Origin of the sequence: Mesorhizobium sp. M0317 (genome assembly GCF_040321555.1) — a bacterium.
Lineage (GTDB): Bacteria > Pseudomonadota > Alphaproteobacteria > Rhizobiales > Rhizobiaceae > Mesorhizobium.
Genome location: NZ_JAMYRV010000005.1, coordinates 96,621 through 116,314, shown reverse-complemented (window position 1 = coordinate 116,314; position 19,694 = coordinate 96,621). Strand labels below are relative to the sequence as shown.

Below are 19,694 nucleotides of genomic sequence, written 5' to 3'. Positions count from 1 at the left end.
TCCACGACGACTTCCGTCAGAGGGCCGCCGCCTCCTGTCTGCCGGATTCTGCGGCGTCCGCCAAGGGGCGGCGTGTCGCGGCTCTATTCGTTGACATAGCGCCGGTGGAAGCGAGGTCCGAGACTGGTCAGGATTTCATAACCGATCGTGCCGGCATGACCAGCGGCGTCATCGACGCTCTGCGAGGGACCCAGGAGTTCGACAAGGTCGCCCTCTCGCAGCCGGCCGGCCGGCAGGGCCGAGATGTCGAGGATGATCGAATCCATCGACACCCGCCCGACAAAGGGCAGCCGCACGCCGTTGAGCCAGGCAGCCGAAGCCGCGCGCCGGTGCCAGCCATCGGCATAGCCGAGCGAGATCGTGGCCGCTCGCAAGGGACCACTGGCCAGAAACGCATGTCCGTAGCCGACGCCCGCGCCCTTATCGATGCCGCGTGTCTGGATAATCTTTGCCTCGAGCCGCACCACCGGCAGCATCGGGTTCGCCTCATCAGGTGTCGGATTGATGCCGTAGAGCGCAGCGCCCGGACGCGCGAGGTCGTACTGATAGCGCGGCCCAAGAAAGATGCCGGAGGAATTGTCGAGCGACGCCGGCGCCCTGGGCAGCATTTTGCGCAGCCGTTCGAATTCCCGAAGTTGCGCGTCATTGGCCGCATTGGTCGGTTCGTCGGCGCGGGCCAGATGGCTCATGACGAGGACGACATCGACGCCGGCGAAAGCATCGGCCGAAAGCGCCTCGACCTCTGCCGGCGCCATGCCCAGCCGCGACATGCCGCTGTCGACCTGGATGGCGGCCTTGAGCTTGCGGCCGGCCTTTTGGCCTGCCTCGCTCCACGCCTTCAGTTGCCCGGTGCTGTTGATGACGGGAACAAGGTCGGCGGCCACCGCTTCGGGTTCCGAGCCCGGCGGCAGGCCGTTCAGCACATGGATTTCCAGCTTCGGTCCGAGTGCGTCGCGCAGCGCGACACCCTCGGTGAGATGAGCGACAAAGAAGCTGTCGCAGCCTTCGGCAACCAGTGCCGCCGCCACTTGCCGCGCGCCGAGCCCGTAACCGTCGGCCTTGACGACGCCGGCGCAGCGTACGCCGCCGAGCTTTGCCTTGAGCCGCCGGTAATTCTCCCTGACCGCGCCGAGATCGATGGTGAGAATGGCGCCGGCCGCCGCTTCGCTGATCGTATCTTTGGCTTTATGCATTGCAGACCCGCTGAAGTCGGCGCTGCCCCTCATTGTCCTGCCGGATATTTCTCCCCGGCCCTATACGGGGAGTTGAGGAGCGGTCCGCGTAAGGCGGACGAAAAGCCAACTGCTTGGCTTTTCGTGTGACGAAAGCCGGCAGGCAGGTGAGGGGCAGCCCAGACGCTGCGCTAAGAGGCCATTGCCCGGCGTCGTTCATATGGGTCTCGTGGCTGCGGGTGTCCCGATCAATAAAGCACGAATCAGGTGCCGTGCGAACCGTCACATCAGCTAGGCTAGATGACGGAACGCCGCCACCACATCCTCATAGACCTTCCGTTTGAACGGCACGATCAGATCGGGCAGGTCCTGCATCGGCCGCCATGCCCATTCATCGAATTCGGCGGTGTGGCCGCCCGGCGGCGGATTGATTTGGATCTCTCTGGTCTCGCCGTGAAAGCGGTAGGCGAACCATTTCTGCGTCTGGCCGCGATAGCGGCCCTTGAGGGCGATGCCGACCAGATCGGGCGGCAGGTCGTAGTTGATCCAGTGCGGCGCCTCGGCCAGCAGCGTGACCGAGCGCATGCCGGTCTCTTCATAGAGCTCGCGCCCGGCCGCCTGCAGCGGCTCCTCGCCCTCGTCGATGCCGCCTTGCGGCATCTGCCAGAGCTGCGTGGTCCCGGCAAATTCGCTGTCCGGTTCGGCGATGCGGTGCCCGACCCAGACCAGCCCGTCGCCATTGAGGATCATCAGTCCTACGCAAGGGCGGTAAGGCAGCGTCTCGGGGTCGACAGGTTTCTTCGTCATGATCAGCCTTTTTCCGGGTCGATGGCCACCGCCGAGATCGGCACGATCTCGATGCCGCGCTTTTTTGCTTCGACCACCCAGGACGCCACGGTATCGACGGTGAGGTCGAAGGCCGAGCCGATGCCGACGGCGGAGCCTTTGGCACGCGCGGTCGCTTCCAGCGCGTCGAGCTTTTTCAGGATGGCGCCGCGGTCCTGCACGGCGTCGATTGCCGTATCGCCGGCGACGAACGGCACACCGTCCTTCAAGGCGAGATCGGACGCCAGGCTCCGCGCGGACGAGCCGTCATCGACATAGGCAAGGCCGCGCTTGCCAAGCTCGGCCATGAACGGCCCCATCGCTGTCGCGTCGGCCGAAAAGCGCGCCCCCATATAGTTCATGACGCCGGTATAGTTGGTGGTCCGCGACAGCGCCCAGCGCAGATTCTTCAGATTGTCGTCCGGGCTTGCCGCCACTGTCAGCGTGTTGCGGCCGGGATTGACGTTGGGATAGTCGAACGGTTCGAGCGGCACCTGCATGACCACCTCATGCCCGCTCTGCCGTGCCGCCTGCATCCAGCGGCCGATGCTGTTGCCTTGCGGCGCAAAAGCCAGCGTCACTTCGGCCGGCAGCTTGGCCATCGCGGCCTGCGTGCCGGTCTGCGACACGGCAAGCCCGCCGATGACGATTGCCACTCGAGCGCCACGCGAACCCGACCACGGCCGCGCATAGACATCGAACGGCCGCCGGCCGTCAGCGGCGCGAACCGGCAGCGGGCCGGTGTCGCTGGCCTCGATCAGCGCCCTGTCGGGGATATGCGCGATCTTCAGGTTCTGGCCGATCGTCGACGGGTCATGGATGACAATGGCTGCATTGGGCGGGCCGTCACCCTCCTGGGTTTGCACATGGATGATCTGCGGACCGCTGGCCTTGGGCGTTTCCGCCTTCGGCGCTGCCGCCGTCGCTTGAGCAGTGGGCGCTGCGGCCGCGGGCTCGGCCGCCGCCGTCACCCTCGGCGTCGAGACCGCGATTGCTTCCGGTTTGCGGAACGGCTTCTCGCGCAGCGCGATCGCGCCGGAGATGCCGACCGCGGCCAGCACGACCAGCATCGCCGCGACGGCGCCAGCGCTGATCCCGCGCGACGCGGCACGCGGTCGGACGGTCTGTCCGAGCGGGCGTTCGATGTCCTTGCCGACGTCAGCCAAGCCGCATCCCCCGGCGCGTGATCAGCGAAATCTTCGCCATGCGCAGATCCAAAACTGACGGCGCGTCCCCTGCGCCTTTTGAGGCACAGCGCCCAGCTGCCCCCGAATCAAACTGCCGGAACCTCACGGTCCCGGCAGCATTGCATCGCTTCGATTGGGCAGCCAGAGCTACCAGTCGATTCACTGGTTAAGCACTGCCTTCTCCGGATTCGGCGGGAATGCCGGATCGGTCTTTTGGCCGCGCAGCAGCTGTTCGGCATAGATCAGCTGCAGATCGTCCTTCGGATCCGGCGGCACATAGGCAGCCGAGCCCGAGCCGGTATCGCTCTCGTCGGCGCCCTTGATATGGCCCTTGAGGTCCGATTCGCCGCGCGTCAGGTCCCTGCCCTGCAGTTCGGGCGGCAGCGGCTGGTCGACCTTGATATCGGGCGTGATGCCCTTGCCCTGGATCGACTTGCCGGACGGCGTGTAATAGAGCGCCGTCGTCAGGCGCAGCGCGCCGTTCTCGCCAAGCGGGATGATGGTCTGCACCGAGCCCTTGCCGAACGACTGCGTGCCGACCACTGTGGCGCGGCGCAGATCCTGCAGCGCGCCGGCGACGATCTCGGAGGCGCTGGCCGAACCGCCATTGACGAGCACGATCAGCGGCTTGGCGCCGATGTCGTCGCCTGCCTTGGCGTCGAAGCGTGTGACGTCCTTCGGGTCGCGGCCGCGGGTCGAGACGATCTCGCCACGGTCGAGGAAGGCGTCGGACACGCTCACCGCCTGGTCGAGCAGGCCGCCCGGGTTGAGCCTGAGATCGAGCACATAGCCCTTGAGCTTGTCGTTCGGCACCTGCTTCTTGATCGTGTCGATGGCGTTCTCGAGGTCGTCATAGGTCTTTTCGGTGAAGGAGGTGATCTTCATGTAGCCGATGTCGTTCTCGACCCGGAACTTGACCGCCTTGACCTTGATGATATCGCGCACCACCGTCAGCTCGATCGGCTTGTCGGCGCCTTGGCGCAGGATGGTCAGCTTGATCGGCGTGTTGACCAGGCCGCGCATCTTTTCGACCGCATCGTTGAGCGTCAGGCCGCGAACCTCTTGGCCGTCGATCTTGGCGATATAGTCGCCGGCCAGCACGCCTGCCTTGGCAGCCGGGGTGTCGTCGATCGGCGTGATCACCTTGACCAGATCGTTCTCCATGGTGACCTCGATGCCGAGGCCGCCGAACTCACCCTTGGTCTGCACACGCATGTCCTGCGCCTGCTCGGCATTCATGTAGGAGGAGTGCGGATCGAGCGAGGTGAGCATGCCATTGATGGCGTTTTCGACCAGCGACTTGTCGTCCGGCGGCGTCACATACTGCGCCCGTACGCGCTCGAAGATGTCGCCGAAGATCGCCAGTTGCTTATAGGTCTCGGAGCCTGCAGCGTTCGCCGTCGACCCGGGCGCGCCATAGACCAGGCTCATCGCTGACGCGCCCATCAGCGCACCGGCAATAAGAAGCGACAGTTTCCGCATCATTTCACGTCCTTCCAGAGAAGCGGTCCGCCCACCATGGGGTCGGATCGACGGGTTTTCCATCCTTGCGGAACTCGACATAGAGTTCCGGCGTGGCATTTCCATTCTTCGAGGCCGAGGTGCTTGCCACCCGGGCCTCTCCCATCGCGCCGACCGGCTCTCCTGCGAGCACCGACTGGCCAGACGCGACGCTGATTCTGCTCATCCCCGCCAGGACGACATGATAGCCGTCTCCCGCATTGAGGATCAAGAGTTGACCATAAGAGCGAAAAGGCCCCGCATAAAGCACATTTCCGTCCGCTGGTGCCGTGACGATGGCTCCCGATTGTGTCGCAACCATGTCGCCAAGCATCACCGCGCCGTTACCGTCATCGGCCCCGAAACGCAGCTTGATCTTGCCGGTGACCGGCAGCGAGACCTGTCCCTGAAGTGCCGAAAACGGCGCGGCGGCGGTGAGGCGGTTGCCTTCCGGCACGGGCAGCGAAGCCAGTTCCGTCGACGCGGTTGTGCCTGCATCGGCGTTATCGGCGTCGGGCTTATCGCTGTCGGCCGCTTTCTGCTCGCCTGCCTTGACGGCATCCGCCGCCTTGCGGCTCTTGTCGGCTTCAAGCGAAGCGATCAGCTCTTTCAGGCTGCCGGCCTTGGCCGCAAGCGTCTGGGACCGCTCCTTTTCAGCGGCCATCGCCGTCCAGGTGTCCGCCTCGAGCTTCCGCTTGGCTTCGAGCAGCATGGAGAGGCGTTTCTTTTCCGCCGTCTGCTCGCCGACCGCCGCCGTCAGCCGCGTCCGCTCGGCCTCGATCGAGGCCGTCACCCGGGTCTGTTCCCTGAGGTCGGCCAGCAATTTGTCGGTCTGCTGGCGCAGTTCGGGCACCACTGCGCCGAGCAGGATGGCGCTGCGCACCGACGACAGTGCGTCTTCCGGCTTGACCAGGATCGCCGGCGGCGGATTGAGCCCCATGCGCTGCAGCGCGCCCAGCACCTCGGCCAGCACGTCGCGCCGCGCCGCCAGCGAGACACGGATCTTCTGTTCCTCGCCCTTCAGTCCTTCGAGCCTGGCGCCGATATCCTCGATGTCCTGGCCGAGCTTCTGCTCGGTCATCGCCGACTGGATAAGCGCCGCGGTGATCGAGGCATGGTCCTTCTTGACCGAAGCAATGTCGGCGGCGAGCTTGGCCAGCCGTTCGGACGACAGCGTGATCTCGGCCGACACCTTCTCATATTCGGCACGGCTCAGATCGGGGTCGGGCGCCACGTCCAGCGTGTTTTCGGCCCGCGCAAGCCCGAGCGACAGCAAAACCACCGCTGCAGCGATGCCGCAGCGCGCGTGCCGGAAGCCCGTTCGTGATTTCCCGTTGTCAGCCATTGAAGCCCGACTCTATGCGTGGCTTCGTTAACGAACCATCAACCATGATCGAACCGAAGCCTAGCACAAAACAGCCGCGCATTGGGGCGGAAATCCGGACGATTGACCCTCGACCCACTGATTTACGAACGGTGGTAGGGATGTCCCGAAAGAATCGTTGCCGCCCGATAGAGCTGCTCGCCCAGCATGACACGCACCAGTTGGTGCGGCCAGGTCGCCGCGCCGAACGAGACCATCAGCTCAGCCTGATCGCGAATCGACTGGTCGTGCCCGTCGGCGCCGCCAATGGCGATGACCAACGCCTTGCGTCCGCCGTCGCGCAGCTGGCCGATACGGCTGGCGAAATCGTCTGAGGACAGGTTTTTGCCGCGTTCGTCGAGCAGGAACAGCGCCGTGCCCGGCTGCAGCTGTGCCTGCAGCTTCTGGCCTTCCTCGCGGCGGCGCTCATTGGCGTTCTGGGCTCGTCCCTCGGCGATCTCGGCGACACCAGAGAATTCGAACCCGATCGCCGGGCCGCTCTTGGCGAAACGCTCGAAATAGCGGTCGGCGAGCTCTCTCTCGGGGCCGGCCTTCATCCGGCCCACGGCATGAACTGCTATCTTCATCCCTGCCTCGGCGAGCTTTCAATCCATGTCGCACCCAGGATGGTTACGACATGAGACGAAGCTCAGTGCAAGGTCTCTTCCTCGAGGTCCGGCGCCTGCCACATCTTTTCAAGATTGTAGAATTCGCGGACTTCTGGGCGGAAGACATGGACGATGATGTCGCCTGAATCGATCAGGACCCAGTCGGCGCCGGACAGCCCCTCGACGCGCGCCGTGCCGAGACCGGCATCCTTGAGCGCCTTGAGCAGGTGGTCGGCGACAGCCGAGACATGACGGTGCGACCGGCCCGACGCGATGACCATATAGTCGCCGAGGCTCGATTTCCGCTGAATGTCGATTGAGACAATATTTTCGGCCTTGGAGTCTTCCAGACTGGCAAGGACTGTCTTGATGGCACGGGACACGGCGTCATCTACGCTGATCCTGGCCGGCGAAGGCATGATGTCAGCCTTCTTCCGCAATGCTGTTCTCAGTGTATTTCCTTTCGCAGCAAGAACAACCAAATCACCCACGAAATCAGGTGACACCCTATAGATAGGCAGAGTTCCCTTGCAGTTTCAAGACGGGAGGCCCTGCCACCGCGAACGCAGTGCACGACTTCCGGTTCCGGAGCCTTGAGAAAAATCGGAACCCATGGCCGCGGCAGGGGTTATCGACACACCCCCCAAACGGATTTTCCTGATGCCAATCGACCCCCAGAACACGCTGCTCACCGTGCAGGCTGGCCTTGCGCAACTCAGCACACTGATCGTTTCCTATTCCTTCTCCGCCATCGGCGCCATCATCCTGCTGGTCGTCGGCTATCTCGTCGCCGGGCTCGCAGAACGATCGATCTCAGCCGGCCTCGGCCATATCCATGGTTTCGACGCGACGCTGCGCCATTTCTTCTCGAAGATCGTGCGCTACGCCATCCTGATCCTGGTGGTCATCATGGTGCTCGGCCAGTTCGGCGTTCAGACGGCCTCGATCATCGCCGCCATCGGCGCCATCGGGCTGGCAATCGGCCTGGCGCTGCAAGGCACGCTGCAGAACATCGCCGCAGGCATCATGCTTCTGGCGCTCAGGCCATTCCGCATCGGCGAATATGTCGAGGTCGGCGCCATTTCCGGCACCGTCGAGGAAATCGGCCTGTTCGCCACCAAGCTCCGCACGACAGACGGCGTCTATGTGCTGGCGCCCAATTCGACGCTGTGGAACCAGCCGGTGCGCAATTTTACCCGCAACGGTGTGCGCCGCGGAGACATCACGCTGAGCATCGGCTCCTGGAACGACATCGACCTGGCGCAGAAAACCATGCTGGGCGTTGCCGGCGGCGAGCGCCGCGTCAAGCGAGAGCCGGCGCCGATCGCCTTCGTCGCCACGGTGGGCGATGCCAGCGTCGCCATCACCTTGCGCTACTGGACCACGGCGGCGGATTTCTTCGCCACCCAGATCGATCTCACCAAACGCGTCAAGCAGGCGTTCGACGCCGAAGCCATTTCGGTTCCCGCACCTCCGCCGGAGGCTCGACAGGAAACTGCCGCCACCAGGCAGTAGGAGCTGTGAAACCGTTCAGCGCTTATCTTCCGGGGCGTAGGCGAGCTCCACCGGCAGCGGCGCCTGCGCCGACATCGGCGCGAAACTGCTGGTCTCCGTAGCGGGGACGGCGCGCGTGGTGGCCACTCGCCACAGCACGAACAGGCAGAAGACAGTGGCGATGACGATGGCCACATAAATGAAGGCCTGCGTGCCATAGACAGCCGACAGGGCCGTCACGATACCCGGCACGATGAACCCCGACAGCGACCAGGCAAACAGCAACGAACTCGACAGCGCCACCATGTCGTCCTTGCCGGCGCGGTCGGCGGCATGCGCGCTGGCCAGCGAATAGATCGATTCCGAGGCGCCGTCCCAGACGATGTAGATCACCACGAGCACCATCAGCGCGCCGCGGTCGAAGCCGATGGCCAGAATACCGGCGACGATGGCCAGTGCCGCAGCGCCGGCCAGCACGTAACGGCGATCGGTACGGTCGGAAATCCAGCCGAGCGGTATCTGCAGGATCAGCGTGCCGACGGGCATCGCCGACAAAAGCAGCGCCACATCGGCCTGGCTATAGCCTTTGGCCGTGGCATGGATCGGTGCGAACCCGGCGATCGCCATCGACAGACCGCCGACGGCCAGCATGCCGGCCACGCCGACCGGCGAGATCCGCCAGGCGCGGCCAAGCGCCACGGAGGCTGCGCGAGGTGGCGGCGGTTGAGCCAACCGCGTCATGCCGACCGGCAGGATCGACACTGCGGTGAAGGCAATGCCGATCAGCGGCGCCTGCGCCGTCGCGATGTCGACCGCCGCCAGCAGGGCATAGCCGACGCCAAGTCCGGCGACATAGGCGACGTAAAACACCGCCATCACCCGGCCGCGAATGGCGTTTGCGACGGCATCGTTGAGCCAGCTCTGGGCGACGATGAACAGGCCGCATATTGCAAAACCGTAAAGCGCGCGCGCCGCGATCCACAGCAGCGGGTAGGTGCCGGCGCCAATGGCAGCATTCGACAGCGCTATCAGCGCCGACAGCACCATGAAGGCGCGGGCGTGCCCGACGCGGCGCACCAGCGGCCCGGTCAGGATACAGCCGGCAAGTCCGCCGGCAGACAGGCCGGTGATGATCAGCCCGGCCCAGGTCGGATCGAAGCGCTCGACGCCAAGCCGGACCGGGATATAGGCGAACATCAACCCGTTGCCGACCGCGATCAGCGCCATCGACACGATTACGCTGGCAATGGCGATCACGGGCGCCGGCGGGGCGCCATGATTGGGGCCGATATCGGTCTGGTTCACTGAAGTGGCCATATCCAGCGCAGCATCGCCCAGCCAATCGCGAAAGGCCGCCGTAAAAGCGACATCGGCGATCTGGTCTTACGGAGTTACCCCTTGGCTTGCTGGCGAATAGCACTCGATGACAGCGACGAACGCGGGCCGTGAATAAAAGTCCAGGCCGGCGCCTTCATGCGGGCGAGCCGGGGCGCGTCACCCTCGTCGACGCGGGCATAGTCGAAGGTCTTGGCCACGACCGAGGACAGGAAGGACAGCGTCGCGCCCGGGCGGTCGATGACCGCGATGGGGAAGGTCATGACGATCTGGCGCCAGCGCTGCCAACGGTGGAAATCGCGGAGTGAGTCGGCGCCCATGATCCAGACGAAGTCGACGCCGGGATTGCGTGCCTTGACCAGCGCCAGCGTGTCGGCGGTGAAGCGAATATGATACGCCGCCTCGAAGGCGGTGACCTTGATCTTCGGGTTCTTGGCGATCTGCTCCGACTGGAGCAGCCGGTCGCTCAGCGGCGCCAGTTCCCTGGTGCTCTTCAGCGGATTGCCAGGCGTCACTATCCACCACAATTGGTCGAGCGCGAGGCGCCGCAAGGCAATTTCCGCCACCAGCGCATGGCCGGCATGCGGCGGGTTGAACGATCCGCCGAACAGACCGACGGCGAGGCCTTTCTCGGCATGCGGCATACGGAGGTAGTGCGAGGGGATGGCGGGCTGAAGGGACGACAGCATGGTGCTAGGCACCCCCCTCTGCCCCACCGGGCATCTCCCCCGCAAGGGGGGAGATCAGCAGCTTCGGCAAAGGCACTTTTCTTGCAACGTTAGTGATTGGCGAAAGCGGAAGAAAAACCTGATCTCCCCCCTTGCGGGGGAGATGTCCGGCAGGACAGAGGGGGGTGTCTGGGCTCAATGCCTCAAGCCCTGACGCGAATGATTCAAGGCCTCACCTGTCCCGACCCGCGCACGCGGTATTTGAACGAGGTCAGCTGCTCGACACCAACCGGTCCGCGCGCGTGCATCTTGCCGGTGGCGATGCCGATCTCGGCTCCCATGCCGAATTCGCCGCCATCGGCGAACTGCGTCGAGGCATTGTGCAAAAGGATCGCCGAGTCGATCTCGTTGAAGAACCGCTCGACCGCTTTGGTATCCTCGGCGATGATCGCCTCGGTGTGGTGTGAGGAGAACGTCTCGATATGGTCGATGGCACCGGCAATTCCGTCTACCAGCTTTACCGCGATGATGGCCTCGAGATATTCGGTCATCCAGTCGGCATCGGTCGCCGGCTTGGCGTCGAAGAACAGCTTCATCACTTCCTGATCGGCATGGATCTCGCAGCCGGCGGCGCGTAGCGCGTCGAGGATCGGCACCAGATGTGTGGAGGCCACCGCGCGGTCGACCAGCAAAGTCTCTGCAGCGCCACAGACACCGGTGCGCCGCATCTTGGCGTTGACGGCGATCCTGACCGCCATGTCGAGATCGGCCGAGCGGTCGATGTAGAGATGGCAGATGCCTTCAAGATGGGCAAAGACCGGCACCCGCGCCTCGCTCTGGACGCGCCCGACCAGGCTCTTGCCGCCCCGCGGAATGATGACGTCGAGATTGCCGGAAAGCCCCTTCAGCATCTCGCCGACGGCGGCGCGGTCGGTGGTCGGCACCAGCTGAATGGCGTCTTCCGGCAGGCCGGCGGCCTTCAGCCCCTCGACCAGGCAGGCATGAATGGCGGCGGACGAATTGAGCGAGTCCGAGCCGCCGCGCAGGATCACCGGATTGCCGGCCTTGAGGCAGAGCGCGCCGGCATCCGCCGTCACATTCGGCCGGCTTTCATAAATGACGCCGACAACGCCGAGCGGCGTGCGCACGCGCTCGATCTGCAGGCCGTTGGGGCGATCCCAGGCCGCGATCACATCGCCGACCGGGTCCCTGAGCTCGGCGATTTCACGGATGCCATCCGCCATGGCACGGGTGCGCGCCGGATCGAGCTTCAACCGGTCCATGAAGGAGCCGGACAAGCCCGATTCGTGTCCGTTAGAGACATCGATGGCGTTGGCATCGAGAATCTGCTGCTGGCGCGCGATGATCGCGTCGGCCATGGCGAGAAGTGCGGCATCCTTGGCGGCGGCGGTCGCAATCGCCAACGGTCGGGCGGCCGCGCGGGCGCGGCGGCCGATATCAGCCATCAGCGCGACGGTGTCATCCCCGGATTGTTCATGCAACTTCAGCATGTCTCATCCTCCGCTTACCTCGCCCCCGGCCCATACCTGGCCGGCAGCCCGTATCTGGTCACCCGGATCGCTCACCACCAGATCGTCGCGGTGGATCATCGCCGAGCGCGCCTCGTAGCCGAGCACGGTTTCGATCTCGGCGGTCTTCAGGCCTGCGATCCTTACGGCATCGGCGGCATCGTAGGCAACAAGCCCGCGCGCGATCTCGCGCCCTTCCGGCGACAGGATCGCCACCGTGTCGCCGCGCGAGAAATTGCCGCTGACCAGCCTGACGCCGGCCGGCAGCAAAGATTTGCCGGACAGCAGCGCACCGATGGCGCCGGCATCGACGGTGAGCCGCCCCGCCGGTTCGAGCTGGCCGGCGATCCAGCTCTTGTAGCCCTTCACCGGATTGGCGCTCGGCCTGAAGAAGGTGGCGCGCTCGCCACGCTCGATCGCCATCAGTGGCGACAGCCTTGTGCCCGAGGTGATGATCATGGCGGTGCCGGCGGCGGTGGCGATCTTGCCGGCATCGAGCTTGGTGCGCATGCCGCCGCGCGACAGTTCGGAAGCGGCCGCCCCCGCCATCGCCTCGATATCGGGCGTGATGCGGTCGACCACCGGAATGAATTTCGCATCGGGATCGCGCGCCGGCGGCGCCGTATAGAGCCCGTCAATGTCGGAGAGCAGCACAAGCAGGTCGGCGCCCATCATCGTCGCCACCCGGGCCGCCAGCCGGTCATTGTCGCCATAGCGGATTTCGGAGGTCGCCACCGTGTCGTTCTCATTGATGACCGGCACCGCCTTCATCTTGAGCAGCGTCGAGATCGTCGCGCGGGCATTCAGATAGCGGCGGCGCTCTTCGGTGTCGCCCAGCGTCAGCAGGATCTGGCCCGATTTCAGCGAACCCTTGCCCAGCGCATCCGACCACGCGCCGGCCAGCGCGATCTGGCCGACGGCCGCAGCCGCCTGGCTTTCTTCCAGCTTCAGCGCCCGTTTGCCGAGACCGAGAATGGTGCGGCCGAGCGCAATGGCGCCGGACGATACGACCAGGATCTCGGCGCCGCCATTGGCGAGCACCGCAATATCCTCAGCAAGCGAGGCAAGCCAGTCGCGCTTCAGGCCGCTGGTGCGGTCGACCAGCAAGGCCGAACCGATCTTGACCGTGATGCGCCGGTATTTTGTCAGCGACTGCGCCGTCATCGCTATCGGTCCCAGCGGGTCTCGACGGGAGCGTCAGCCCTGTCGCGCGCTTCGCCGACAACCGCCATCAGCGCCCGCAGCACCGCTTCGACGCCCTCGCCGGTGGCCGCCGACAGCAGCATCGGCGCGCGGCCGGCAGCGCGTTTGAGCGACGCAACCTTCTTCTTGCGCTCATCGGCGTCGAGGATATCGACCTGGCTCAGCGCCACGATCTCGACCTTCTCGATCAGCCCATTGCCATAGGCATCCAGCTCGGCGCGCACGGTCTTGTAGGCCTTTCCAGGATTTTCCTCCTGCGCCGAGACCAGGTGCAAAAGCACACGCGTGCGCTCGACATGGCCGAGGAACCGGTCGCCGATGCCGACACCCTCATGCGCGCCCTCGATGAGGCCCGGAATGTCGGCGATGACGAATTCGCGCGCATCGATGCGGGCAACGCCGAGACCTGGATGCAGCGTGGTGAAGGGGTAGTCGGCGATCTTTGGCTTGGCTGCGGTGACGGTTGCCAGAAAAGTCGACTTGCCGGCATTTGGCAGCCCGACCAGGCCGGCGTCGGCAATCAGCTTCAGCCGCAGCCAGACATTCATCTCTTCGCCGGGCTGGCCCGGATTGGCGCGGCGAGGCGCCTGGTTGGTCGAGGTCTTGAAATGCTGGTTGCCGAAACCGCCATTGCCGCCCTTGGCCAGCAGGAAGCGCTGGCCGACCACGGTCAGGTCGCAGATCAGCGTCTCATTGTCCTCGGCAAACACCTGGGTTCCGGCCGGCACCTTGAGCGTCACATCGGCGCCCTTGGCGCCGGTCATGTTGCGGCCCATGCCGTGGACACCGGTCTTGGCCTTGAAGTGCTGCTGGTAGCGATAGTCGATCAGCGTGTTCAGCCCATTGACCGCTTCCAGCCAGACATCGCCGCCGCGGCCACCGTCGCCGCCATCCGGGCCGCCGAACTCGATGAATTTTTCGCGCCGGAACGACACAGAGCCGGCGCCACCGTCGCCGGAGCGGATATAAACCTTGGCTTGATCGAGAAATTTCATTGGACTACGCAGTTTCTGTTGGCCTTGCGGCTTTGCTTTAGATCTTGCGCCTTGCTCTAAACCAAGGCGCGGCCAAGGGCGAGGCCGTTTTGCGACTAAAGCGCCGGATGCCCTTTTGCCGGGGACGCGGTAGCAGTGTTCGCGGACGGAGCTTGAGGGGCGCGGGAATGAAGGTTGTAAGCTACAACATCCAGTACGGTATCGGTCTGGATGGCCGCTACGATCTCGGCCGCATCACCGCGGCGGTTCGCGGCGCCGACGTGATCGCGCTGCAGGAAGTGACCCGCAACAATCCGAGGAACGGCAACCGCGACATGGTCGCCGAGATCGGCGAGGCGCTGCCCCAATATTTTGCCGCCTACGGCAGCAATTTCGAGGTCAATGTAGGCTCGCGCCTGGAGGCCGGCCGCGCCATCACCACCACTTTCCAGCTCGGCAACATGGTGCTGTCGAAGACGCCGATCCATCTGTCGCGCAATCTGCTTTTGCCGCGCAGCCGCAGCCTTGAGGCGATGAACTTCCAGCGCGGCGCGCTCGAGGCGCTGGTCGAGACCCCGCTCGGCTTCATCCGCTTCTATTCCACGCATCTCGACCATCGCAGTCCGGTTGAACGCGCCAGCCAGATCCGGTTCCTGCGCCAGCGCCTGTTGAACTATGCCTTCGAGGGCGGCGGCCTCTCCGGCATTCCCGAGATCGGCCTGCCGGACCTGCCCTATCCCGAAGCCTTCATCGTCATGGGCGACTTCAACATGCTGCCCGGCTCGCCCGAATATGTCGAACTCGTCGGCCGCCCGGACCATGAATTCGGTATGCCGCTGACCGCCGATCTCGCCGTCGACGTCGCCCAGCGCCTGAACACACCAGACGTCGTCACCTGGGTCGATCCCACGCGACCCGAAGACACAAGCCGCCACAAGCGCATAGACTACATCTTCACCTCGGCCTCGCTCGCCGGATCGCTGAAGCGCCTGTGGGTCGACCGTCAAGCGGTCGGTTCGGACCATCTCCCGATTTGGGTCGAGATGGGCTGAGTTGAGTCCGATCCACAACCAACGTTGCCAAACCTGTCGTTTGGAGGCACGCGCTAGGTGTGTTGAGATTCAGGTCAGGCCGAGCCGAAAACACTGGTTTTCGAGAACCGGAGCGGAGCGTACTTAAGTACGTGCACCGGAAGCGCATAAACCCGCGTTTGCAGGCCGGCCTCACCTGAATATCAAAACACCTAGAAATGCACCCAGTTTCGAAGACTGATCCAGGTCTTTCTGTCCAGCCGGTACCGCTCGACCGGCACCTGGCCGGCGACGATCGAGTTCAGCATGCCCTGGCCGGCATACTGGAAGCCGCATTTGTGGATGACGCGGCGCGAGGCCGGATTGATCACCCGCGTCGAAGCCTGCAGCACCTGGATCGACGTCCGTTGGAAGGCGAGGTCGACCAACGCATGCGCGGCCTCCGTCGCATAGCCGCGCTTCCAATAGAGCTCGCCGATCCAGTAGCCGAGTTCCAGCCCGCGATCGGTCATGTTGAGGCCGGCGCAGCCGACGAAAATGTCGGTGCCGGCGAGCGTCAGGGCGTAGGCGATGCCGGCCCGGCGCGACCTGGTCATGGCCAGGAAGGCGCGTGCCTCGGCCTCGCCATAGGGGTGCGGCATGCGGGCCAGCATCTCGGCGACGTGACGGTTGCCGGCAAGCTCGACCAGTTGCGCGATGTCGGCTTCACACGGGGCGCGCATCACCAGCCGCTCCGTGGCCAGCACCGGGCAATCTATCGCGTAACTTTCGTCTTCGGTGTCTTCCGCTTCGGCAACCATTCGACGTCCTCCAGGCAAGAAAAAAGGGGAGATGGAAAACCCATCTCCCCTGATCCTTTTCCTGGCTCCATTCACTGGTTTGGCCAGACACCGGTTCCCGAGATGGGCGCCGGTTTTATAGTGCGGAACCGGCTACTCCGCGGCTTTGGTAATCGGGTTGACCGATACGTAGGTTCGGCCGTTGGCTTTTTTGTTGAAGGTGACTGCGCCGGTCTCGAGCGCAAAAAGGGTGTGGTCCGTGCCCATGCCGACATTGACGCCGGGATGCCAGGTGGTGCCGCGTTGACGGATGATGATGTTGCCCGGGATGACGGCTTCGCCGCCGAACTTCTTCACGCCCAGACGCTTGGAATGCGAGTCGCGACCGTTGCGCGACGAGCCGCCAGCTTTCTTGTGTGCCATCTAACTAACTCCGATGCGCCCTGGGGCGCTTGAATGGTCTTATGAACGCGTTCGCGTTCCGTTTCAAGTCCGATCCGGCGACCTTGTCGCCGGTTCGTTTTACTTCTTCGCCAGTTCCTTGGCCTGCTCGCGCCAGTCGTTGATCTGGTCGGTGCTGAAGGGCATGTGCGCGTCGATCTTGGCCACGTCCTTGTCCGACAGCTTGGCAAGCTGGGCGAAGGTGGTGATGCCCTGCTCGTGCAGCTGGCCGGCGGCAACCGGGCCGATGCCCTTGATCACGGCCAAATCGTCCGGCTCGCCCTTCGGCGCCTTGAACAGCGGCGCGGCGACGGCGGTCTCCGTCTTGGCTTCATCCTTCGGAGCAGCCTCGGCTTTGGCTTCCTTCTTCGCCTTGGCTTCCTTCGGCGCGGCCTCAGCCTTCGCCTCGGGCGCTACGTCAGCCTTGACTTCCTTGGCTTCCACCTTGGCTGCGGCCTTCTTGGAAGGCTTGGCGCCACCCAGCAGGATCTCGGCGATCCGCACGGTGGTCAGAAGCTGGCGGTGGCCGATCTTGCGGCGCGAATTCTGCCGGCGGCGCTTCTTGAAAGCGATGACGGTGCGGTTCTTGCCCTGCTCGACGACTTCCGCCGTGACCAGAGCGCCATCGACGAACGGGGCGCCGAAGGTGACATTTTCGCCTTCGCCATGGGCGAGGACGCTGCCGATTTCGACGATATCGCCGACATTGGCTTCGAGCTTCTCGATCTTCAGGAGATCGTTGGCGGCAACGCGATACTGCTTACCGCCCGTTTTAATGACTGCGAACATTTTTTGCCTTTCGCTGTTCGGTCGGCCTCGATGAGCCGCGTCACGCGGTTCGGCCGTCTTTTGTCAGTCTGCGGGTTCGAAAAACAAGCGGCGTGGAAGAACCCTCCACGCCGATTGCGCGCTTCCCCTAACCGAAGGTTCGGTACGAGTCAAGGCAAACGGGCGGAATCCTTGGCCACGCCGCCTCCTTGCCGCCCCCGATCTCTCCGGTCGAGGACCGGTTGGCCCCATCTGCCGACGTGGCCGCAACGCAGCCCTCCAGACAGAGCCCGCACAGGAAGCTGAATTCCCCCGCGGATTTGGCCTTGTAACCTGCCCGCCCAGCCGTTATCTAGTGCGCCGCGCCGGCAACGGCCGACCATGACCGCGGAGAGGTGGCAGAGTGGTCGAATGCACCGCACTCGAAATGCGGCATGGGTGCAAGCCCATCGGGGGTTCGAATCCCTCCCTCTCCGCCACCCTACGCCCTGCGGGCTTCGGGTGGCAGGCCACCCGGAACCGCATCTGGGCGTAGGAGTGTCGCCCGAAGCTACGAAGTAGCGTAGGGGGACCGGAACGAAGCAGGATGCCCTCCGAAGCTTCAGCGAAGGGGCTGCCGCTAGGCAACAAGGCCTTGCCTCATTTGGTTTACCTCTTCGATCGGGACTGGATGCCCGGTGAGGAAGCCCTGCATCAAATTTACCCCCAGGCGCTGCAGCAATATGTACTGCTCCTCCGTTTCGACGCCCTCGGCGAGCACGACATGGCCGAGATTGCGAAGCAGCCCGACCATGTCCCGCAACAGGCTCAAGCCGCGAGAGGTCTGGCAATCGTGGAGGAAGCTGCGATCGATCTTGACCACGTCGAATTTGAAGCGGCGGAGCCATGTCAGGCCGGCAAATCCCGTTCCGAAGTCGTCCAGCCAGATCTGAACGCCGAGTTTTCGCAACCGCTCCACGTTTCTTACCGCTTGCGCCTCCAGAAAGATGTCACTGCCTTCGGTGATTTCGATGGCCAGTTTCTGGGGCGCAAGGCCGTGCCTGCCAAGGATCTCGGTGATCCGGAGTGAAAAGTTGGGAGCCTTGAGCTGAAGAACGGAGACGTTCACCGTCACGACCGAGCCCAATCCATATTCCGCCATGTCACCGCAGGCTCGATCGATCAGCCACGTACCCAGTTCCACGATCGCTCCGGTCTGCTCGGCAACGGGTATGAATACGGACGGACTGATCATGGTGCCGTCGAAGTCGCATACCCGCATCAGACTCTCGTGGCCCAGCACGCGTCCCGACGCCAGCTCGCGAATTGGCTGGTAAGCGACGGAAACGAGCTGGTTGGAAACTGCCACCTTCAGCAGTTCTGAAAGATTTTCGCCGGAGCGATCCTGGCTGGTGGCATGCGGGTCGTAAATCGTGAACGTAGCCCGACCGGCAAACTTGGACGCGTAGAGCGCGCGGTCAGCTTCCTGCAGCAGGATTCTAAGCTCTATGCTCTGATCGGCGCGCGTCAACGACGCTCCGGCACTGATCGTGACGATGTTGAGCTTGTCGCCCCGATCAGGGTGATAGATATCCAAATCCTCTACAGCGCGACAGAATTTCTTCGTTATCTCATGAAGGTGAGCCCGCCCGGTGACCTTGCAGAGAATGACGAATTCTTCTCCGCCATAGCGGGCCGCGATGGCGTTGTTGGCAGCCGCCATCTCGGAAAGGACATGGGCGAGTTTGATCAGGCAATCGTCGCCGGCCTGATGACCAAGTCCGTCATTGAACCTTTTGAAGTAGTCGACGTCGATCAGAATGAGGCCTATCTCGTCGTCGTCCGCGGCCCAGTCTTCGCGCAGCTCCGAGAATTCTCGAATGATCGCCCTGCGGTTCTTCATTCCCGTGAGCGGATCGGTGTCGGCGATTTCAGTTAGCTTTTGCCCCTTCTTGATAGCAGCCTGCTCCTGGAATTGTGCCCGAAGCGCGTGCAGGAAAGTCTGGTACCGCTCCAGGCTCAGCCGCCAGGAAAGATAAAGCGACAAGACGAGGCAGTTCACGAAATAGGCCGACAACACGACCCGGCCGGCGATGTCGGCCTGAAGGGAGAACATCGCGGCGTACACAAAGCTTGCGGCGACCGTCGCGGAGGCAAGGGCTGAAAGCCAAAAACGGAAGTTGAAGAACAGATTCGCACCCAGGATGAACACGGTGCCAAAAACCATGAAATGGGAGAGGGCATCCTGATGCTCTGTTCCAACAGCGGAGACGAGCCACCCAAGGGCACCGGATACAATCGCCAGCGCTGCTACAAGGTGCAAGGTGGCAAGGGCAAAGCCCCGTCGGGCGACAAATTCGACAAGCGCCAGGGAAGTGATCCCTAGCGTAACGCGGGTCAAAACAAGCCGGCCGGCGATATCCGGAAAAAGAAACCAATCGAAGAGGCCATAGGCCACATAGCTGAATACAGCAGCCGCAATACCCCATCGCACGAGACTGCGATTCTCATCGGCATCCTTCTGCAGGAACAGCGCCAGCAGTTCCGGATCGGCGGAATGCCACCGCGGACGTCCAATCGCTGCCGCCACCTTGTGGGCAACGTCCTCGCTCAGTTGCATCGCAACGCTCCTCCGCGATCTGCAGTAGCGAATGCGACAGCCGACGTCGCCTGCGGTCGGGGAATGAAGACGCCCCTGTCCGCAGGAAAAGTCAGATGTCGCTAACCGAGGGTAAACGGGCGGTTCGGATTTAGCCAGTTTGCAGGATTGATGGCCGTTCCATTGATTAAAATTTTACTAAAATTTTATTAAAATTGTTAGCATTGGTCGGCGGCGCA

At 63.7% G+C, this 19,694-nt stretch carries 18 protein-coding genes and 1 tRNA gene; 3 read left to right on the top strand and 16 right to left on the bottom strand.

Annotated elements, in window-relative coordinates; all coding sequences use genetic code 11:
• Positions 1-83 precede the first annotated feature (83 nt).
• The 7 genes from alr to rsfS all read right to left on the bottom strand — a co-directional run bounded on the left by alr (position 84) and on the right by rsfS (position 7,074).
• A complete protein-coding gene (alr, locus tag NKI88_RS06890; protein WP_352654343.1) occupies positions 84-1,193 on the bottom strand; it encodes an alanine racemase in 1,110 nt (369 codons plus the stop codon).
• Between the two features lie 270 nt (positions 1,194-1,463).
• Positions 1,464-1,979 (bottom strand): RNA pyrophosphohydrolase, encoded by a 516-nt coding sequence (locus NKI88_RS06885; RefSeq protein WP_023704925.1) that lies wholly within the window; start codon positions 1,977-1,979, stop codon positions 1,464-1,466.
• A 2-nt stretch (positions 1,980-1,981) separates the two neighbouring features.
• Positions 1,982-3,163, bottom strand: coding sequence for a divergent polysaccharide deacetylase family protein (locus NKI88_RS06880; protein WP_352654341.1), 1,182 nt, complete (start codon positions 3,161-3,163; stop codon positions 1,982-1,984).
• A gap of 180 nt (positions 3,164-3,343) precedes the next feature.
• Positions 3,344-4,669, bottom strand: a complete 1,326-nt coding sequence (locus NKI88_RS06875; protein WP_023668701.1) for a S41 family peptidase — start codon at positions 4,667-4,669, stop codon at positions 3,344-3,346.
• A gap of 1 nt (position 4,670) precedes the next feature.
• Positions 4,671-6,029 carry a murein hydrolase activator EnvC family protein gene (locus tag NKI88_RS06870; RefSeq protein ID WP_352654339.1) on the bottom strand — a complete coding sequence of 453 codons (1,359 nt, stop codon included), beginning with the start codon at positions 6,027-6,029 and terminating at the stop codon, positions 4,671-4,673.
• A gap of 122 nt (positions 6,030-6,151) precedes the next feature.
• Positions 6,152-6,634 (bottom strand): 23S rRNA (pseudouridine(1915)-N(3))-methyltransferase RlmH, encoded by a 483-nt coding sequence (rlmH, locus tag NKI88_RS06865; RefSeq protein ID WP_023668699.1) that lies wholly within the window; start codon positions 6,632-6,634, stop codon positions 6,152-6,154.
• A 62-nt stretch (positions 6,635-6,696) separates the two neighbouring features.
• A complete protein-coding gene (gene rsfS / locus NKI88_RS06860) occupies positions 6,697-7,074 on the bottom strand; it encodes a ribosome silencing factor (protein ID WP_023668698.1) in 378 nt (125 codons plus the stop codon).
• Positions 7,075-7,315: 241 nt separating this feature from the next.
• Between rsfS and NKI88_RS06855 the strand changes: the two genes are divergently transcribed.
• Positions 7,316-8,170 carry a mechanosensitive ion channel family protein gene (locus NKI88_RS06855; RefSeq protein WP_023736854.1) on the top strand — a complete coding sequence of 285 codons (855 nt, stop codon included), beginning with the start codon at positions 7,316-7,318 and terminating at the stop codon, positions 8,168-8,170.
• A 15-nt stretch (positions 8,171-8,185) separates the two neighbouring features.
• On the opposite strand, the gene NKI88_RS06850 is transcribed toward NKI88_RS06855, so the two are convergent.
• From NKI88_RS06850 to obgE, 5 genes are all read right to left on the bottom strand, one after another.
• Positions 8,186-9,466: an MFS transporter gene (locus NKI88_RS06850; protein WP_352654337.1), complete on the bottom strand. Its 1,281-nt coding sequence runs from the start codon at positions 9,464-9,466 to the stop codon at positions 8,186-8,188.
• Positions 9,467-9,540: 74 nt separating this feature from the next.
• The gene (locus NKI88_RS06845) at positions 9,541-10,173 is read right to left on the bottom strand and encodes a nicotinate-nucleotide adenylyltransferase (protein WP_023712012.1); all 633 of its coding nucleotides are present in this window, start codon (positions 10,171-10,173) and stop codon (positions 9,541-9,543) included.
• Positions 10,174-10,376: 203 nt separating this feature from the next.
• Positions 10,377-11,663, bottom strand: coding sequence for a glutamate-5-semialdehyde dehydrogenase (locus NKI88_RS06840; RefSeq protein ID WP_023752647.1), 1,287 nt, complete (start codon positions 11,661-11,663; stop codon positions 10,377-10,379).
• Positions 11,664-11,666: 3 nt separating this feature from the next.
• A complete protein-coding gene (gene proB, locus NKI88_RS06835; protein WP_023752648.1) occupies positions 11,667-12,845 on the bottom strand; it encodes a glutamate 5-kinase in 1,179 nt (392 codons plus the stop codon).
• A 2-nt stretch (positions 12,846-12,847) separates the two neighbouring features.
• Positions 12,848-13,879 carry a GTPase ObgE gene (obgE, locus tag NKI88_RS06830; RefSeq protein WP_352654334.1) on the bottom strand — a complete coding sequence of 344 codons (1,032 nt, stop codon included), beginning with the start codon at positions 13,877-13,879 and terminating at the stop codon, positions 12,848-12,850.
• A 167-nt stretch (positions 13,880-14,046) separates the two neighbouring features.
• On the opposite strand from obgE, the gene NKI88_RS06825 reads away from it, so the two are divergent.
• Positions 14,047-14,910: an endonuclease/exonuclease/phosphatase family protein gene (locus tag NKI88_RS06825; protein WP_352654332.1), complete on the top strand. Its 864-nt coding sequence runs from the start codon at positions 14,047-14,049 to the stop codon at positions 14,908-14,910.
• A gap of 191 nt (positions 14,911-15,101) precedes the next feature.
• Here the strand turns inward: NKI88_RS06825 and NKI88_RS06820 are convergent, their stop codons facing one another.
• The 3 genes from NKI88_RS06820 to NKI88_RS06810 all read right to left on the bottom strand — a co-directional run bounded on the left by NKI88_RS06820 (position 15,102) and on the right by NKI88_RS06810 (position 16,898).
• On the bottom strand, positions 15,102-15,689 hold the full coding sequence (locus NKI88_RS06820) for a GNAT family N-acetyltransferase (RefSeq protein ID WP_023752650.1): 588 nt from the start codon (positions 15,687-15,689) through the stop codon (positions 15,102-15,104).
• 132 nt (positions 15,690-15,821) lie between these two features.
• On the bottom strand, positions 15,822-16,091 hold the full coding sequence (rpmA, locus tag NKI88_RS06815; RefSeq protein WP_015315190.1) for a 50S ribosomal protein L27: 270 nt from the start codon (positions 16,089-16,091) through the stop codon (positions 15,822-15,824).
• Between the two features lie 99 nt (positions 16,092-16,190).
• Entirely contained in the window at positions 16,191-16,898 is a 708-nt protein-coding gene (locus NKI88_RS06810) for a 50S ribosomal protein L21 (RefSeq protein ID WP_023700236.1), read from the bottom strand.
• A gap of 368 nt (positions 16,899-17,266) precedes the next feature.
• Here NKI88_RS06810 and NKI88_RS06805 point away from each other — a divergent pair.
• Positions 17,267-17,356: transfer RNA gene (locus NKI88_RS06805), tRNA-Ser, on the top strand.
• A gap of 140 nt (positions 17,357-17,496) precedes the next feature.
• On the opposite strand, the gene NKI88_RS06800 is transcribed toward NKI88_RS06805, so the two are convergent.
• The gene (locus tag NKI88_RS06800; protein WP_023824285.1) at positions 17,497-19,476 is read right to left on the bottom strand and encodes a putative bifunctional diguanylate cyclase/phosphodiesterase; all 1,980 of its coding nucleotides are present in this window, start codon (positions 19,474-19,476) and stop codon (positions 17,497-17,499) included.
• Positions 19,477-19,694 lie beyond the last annotated feature (218 nt).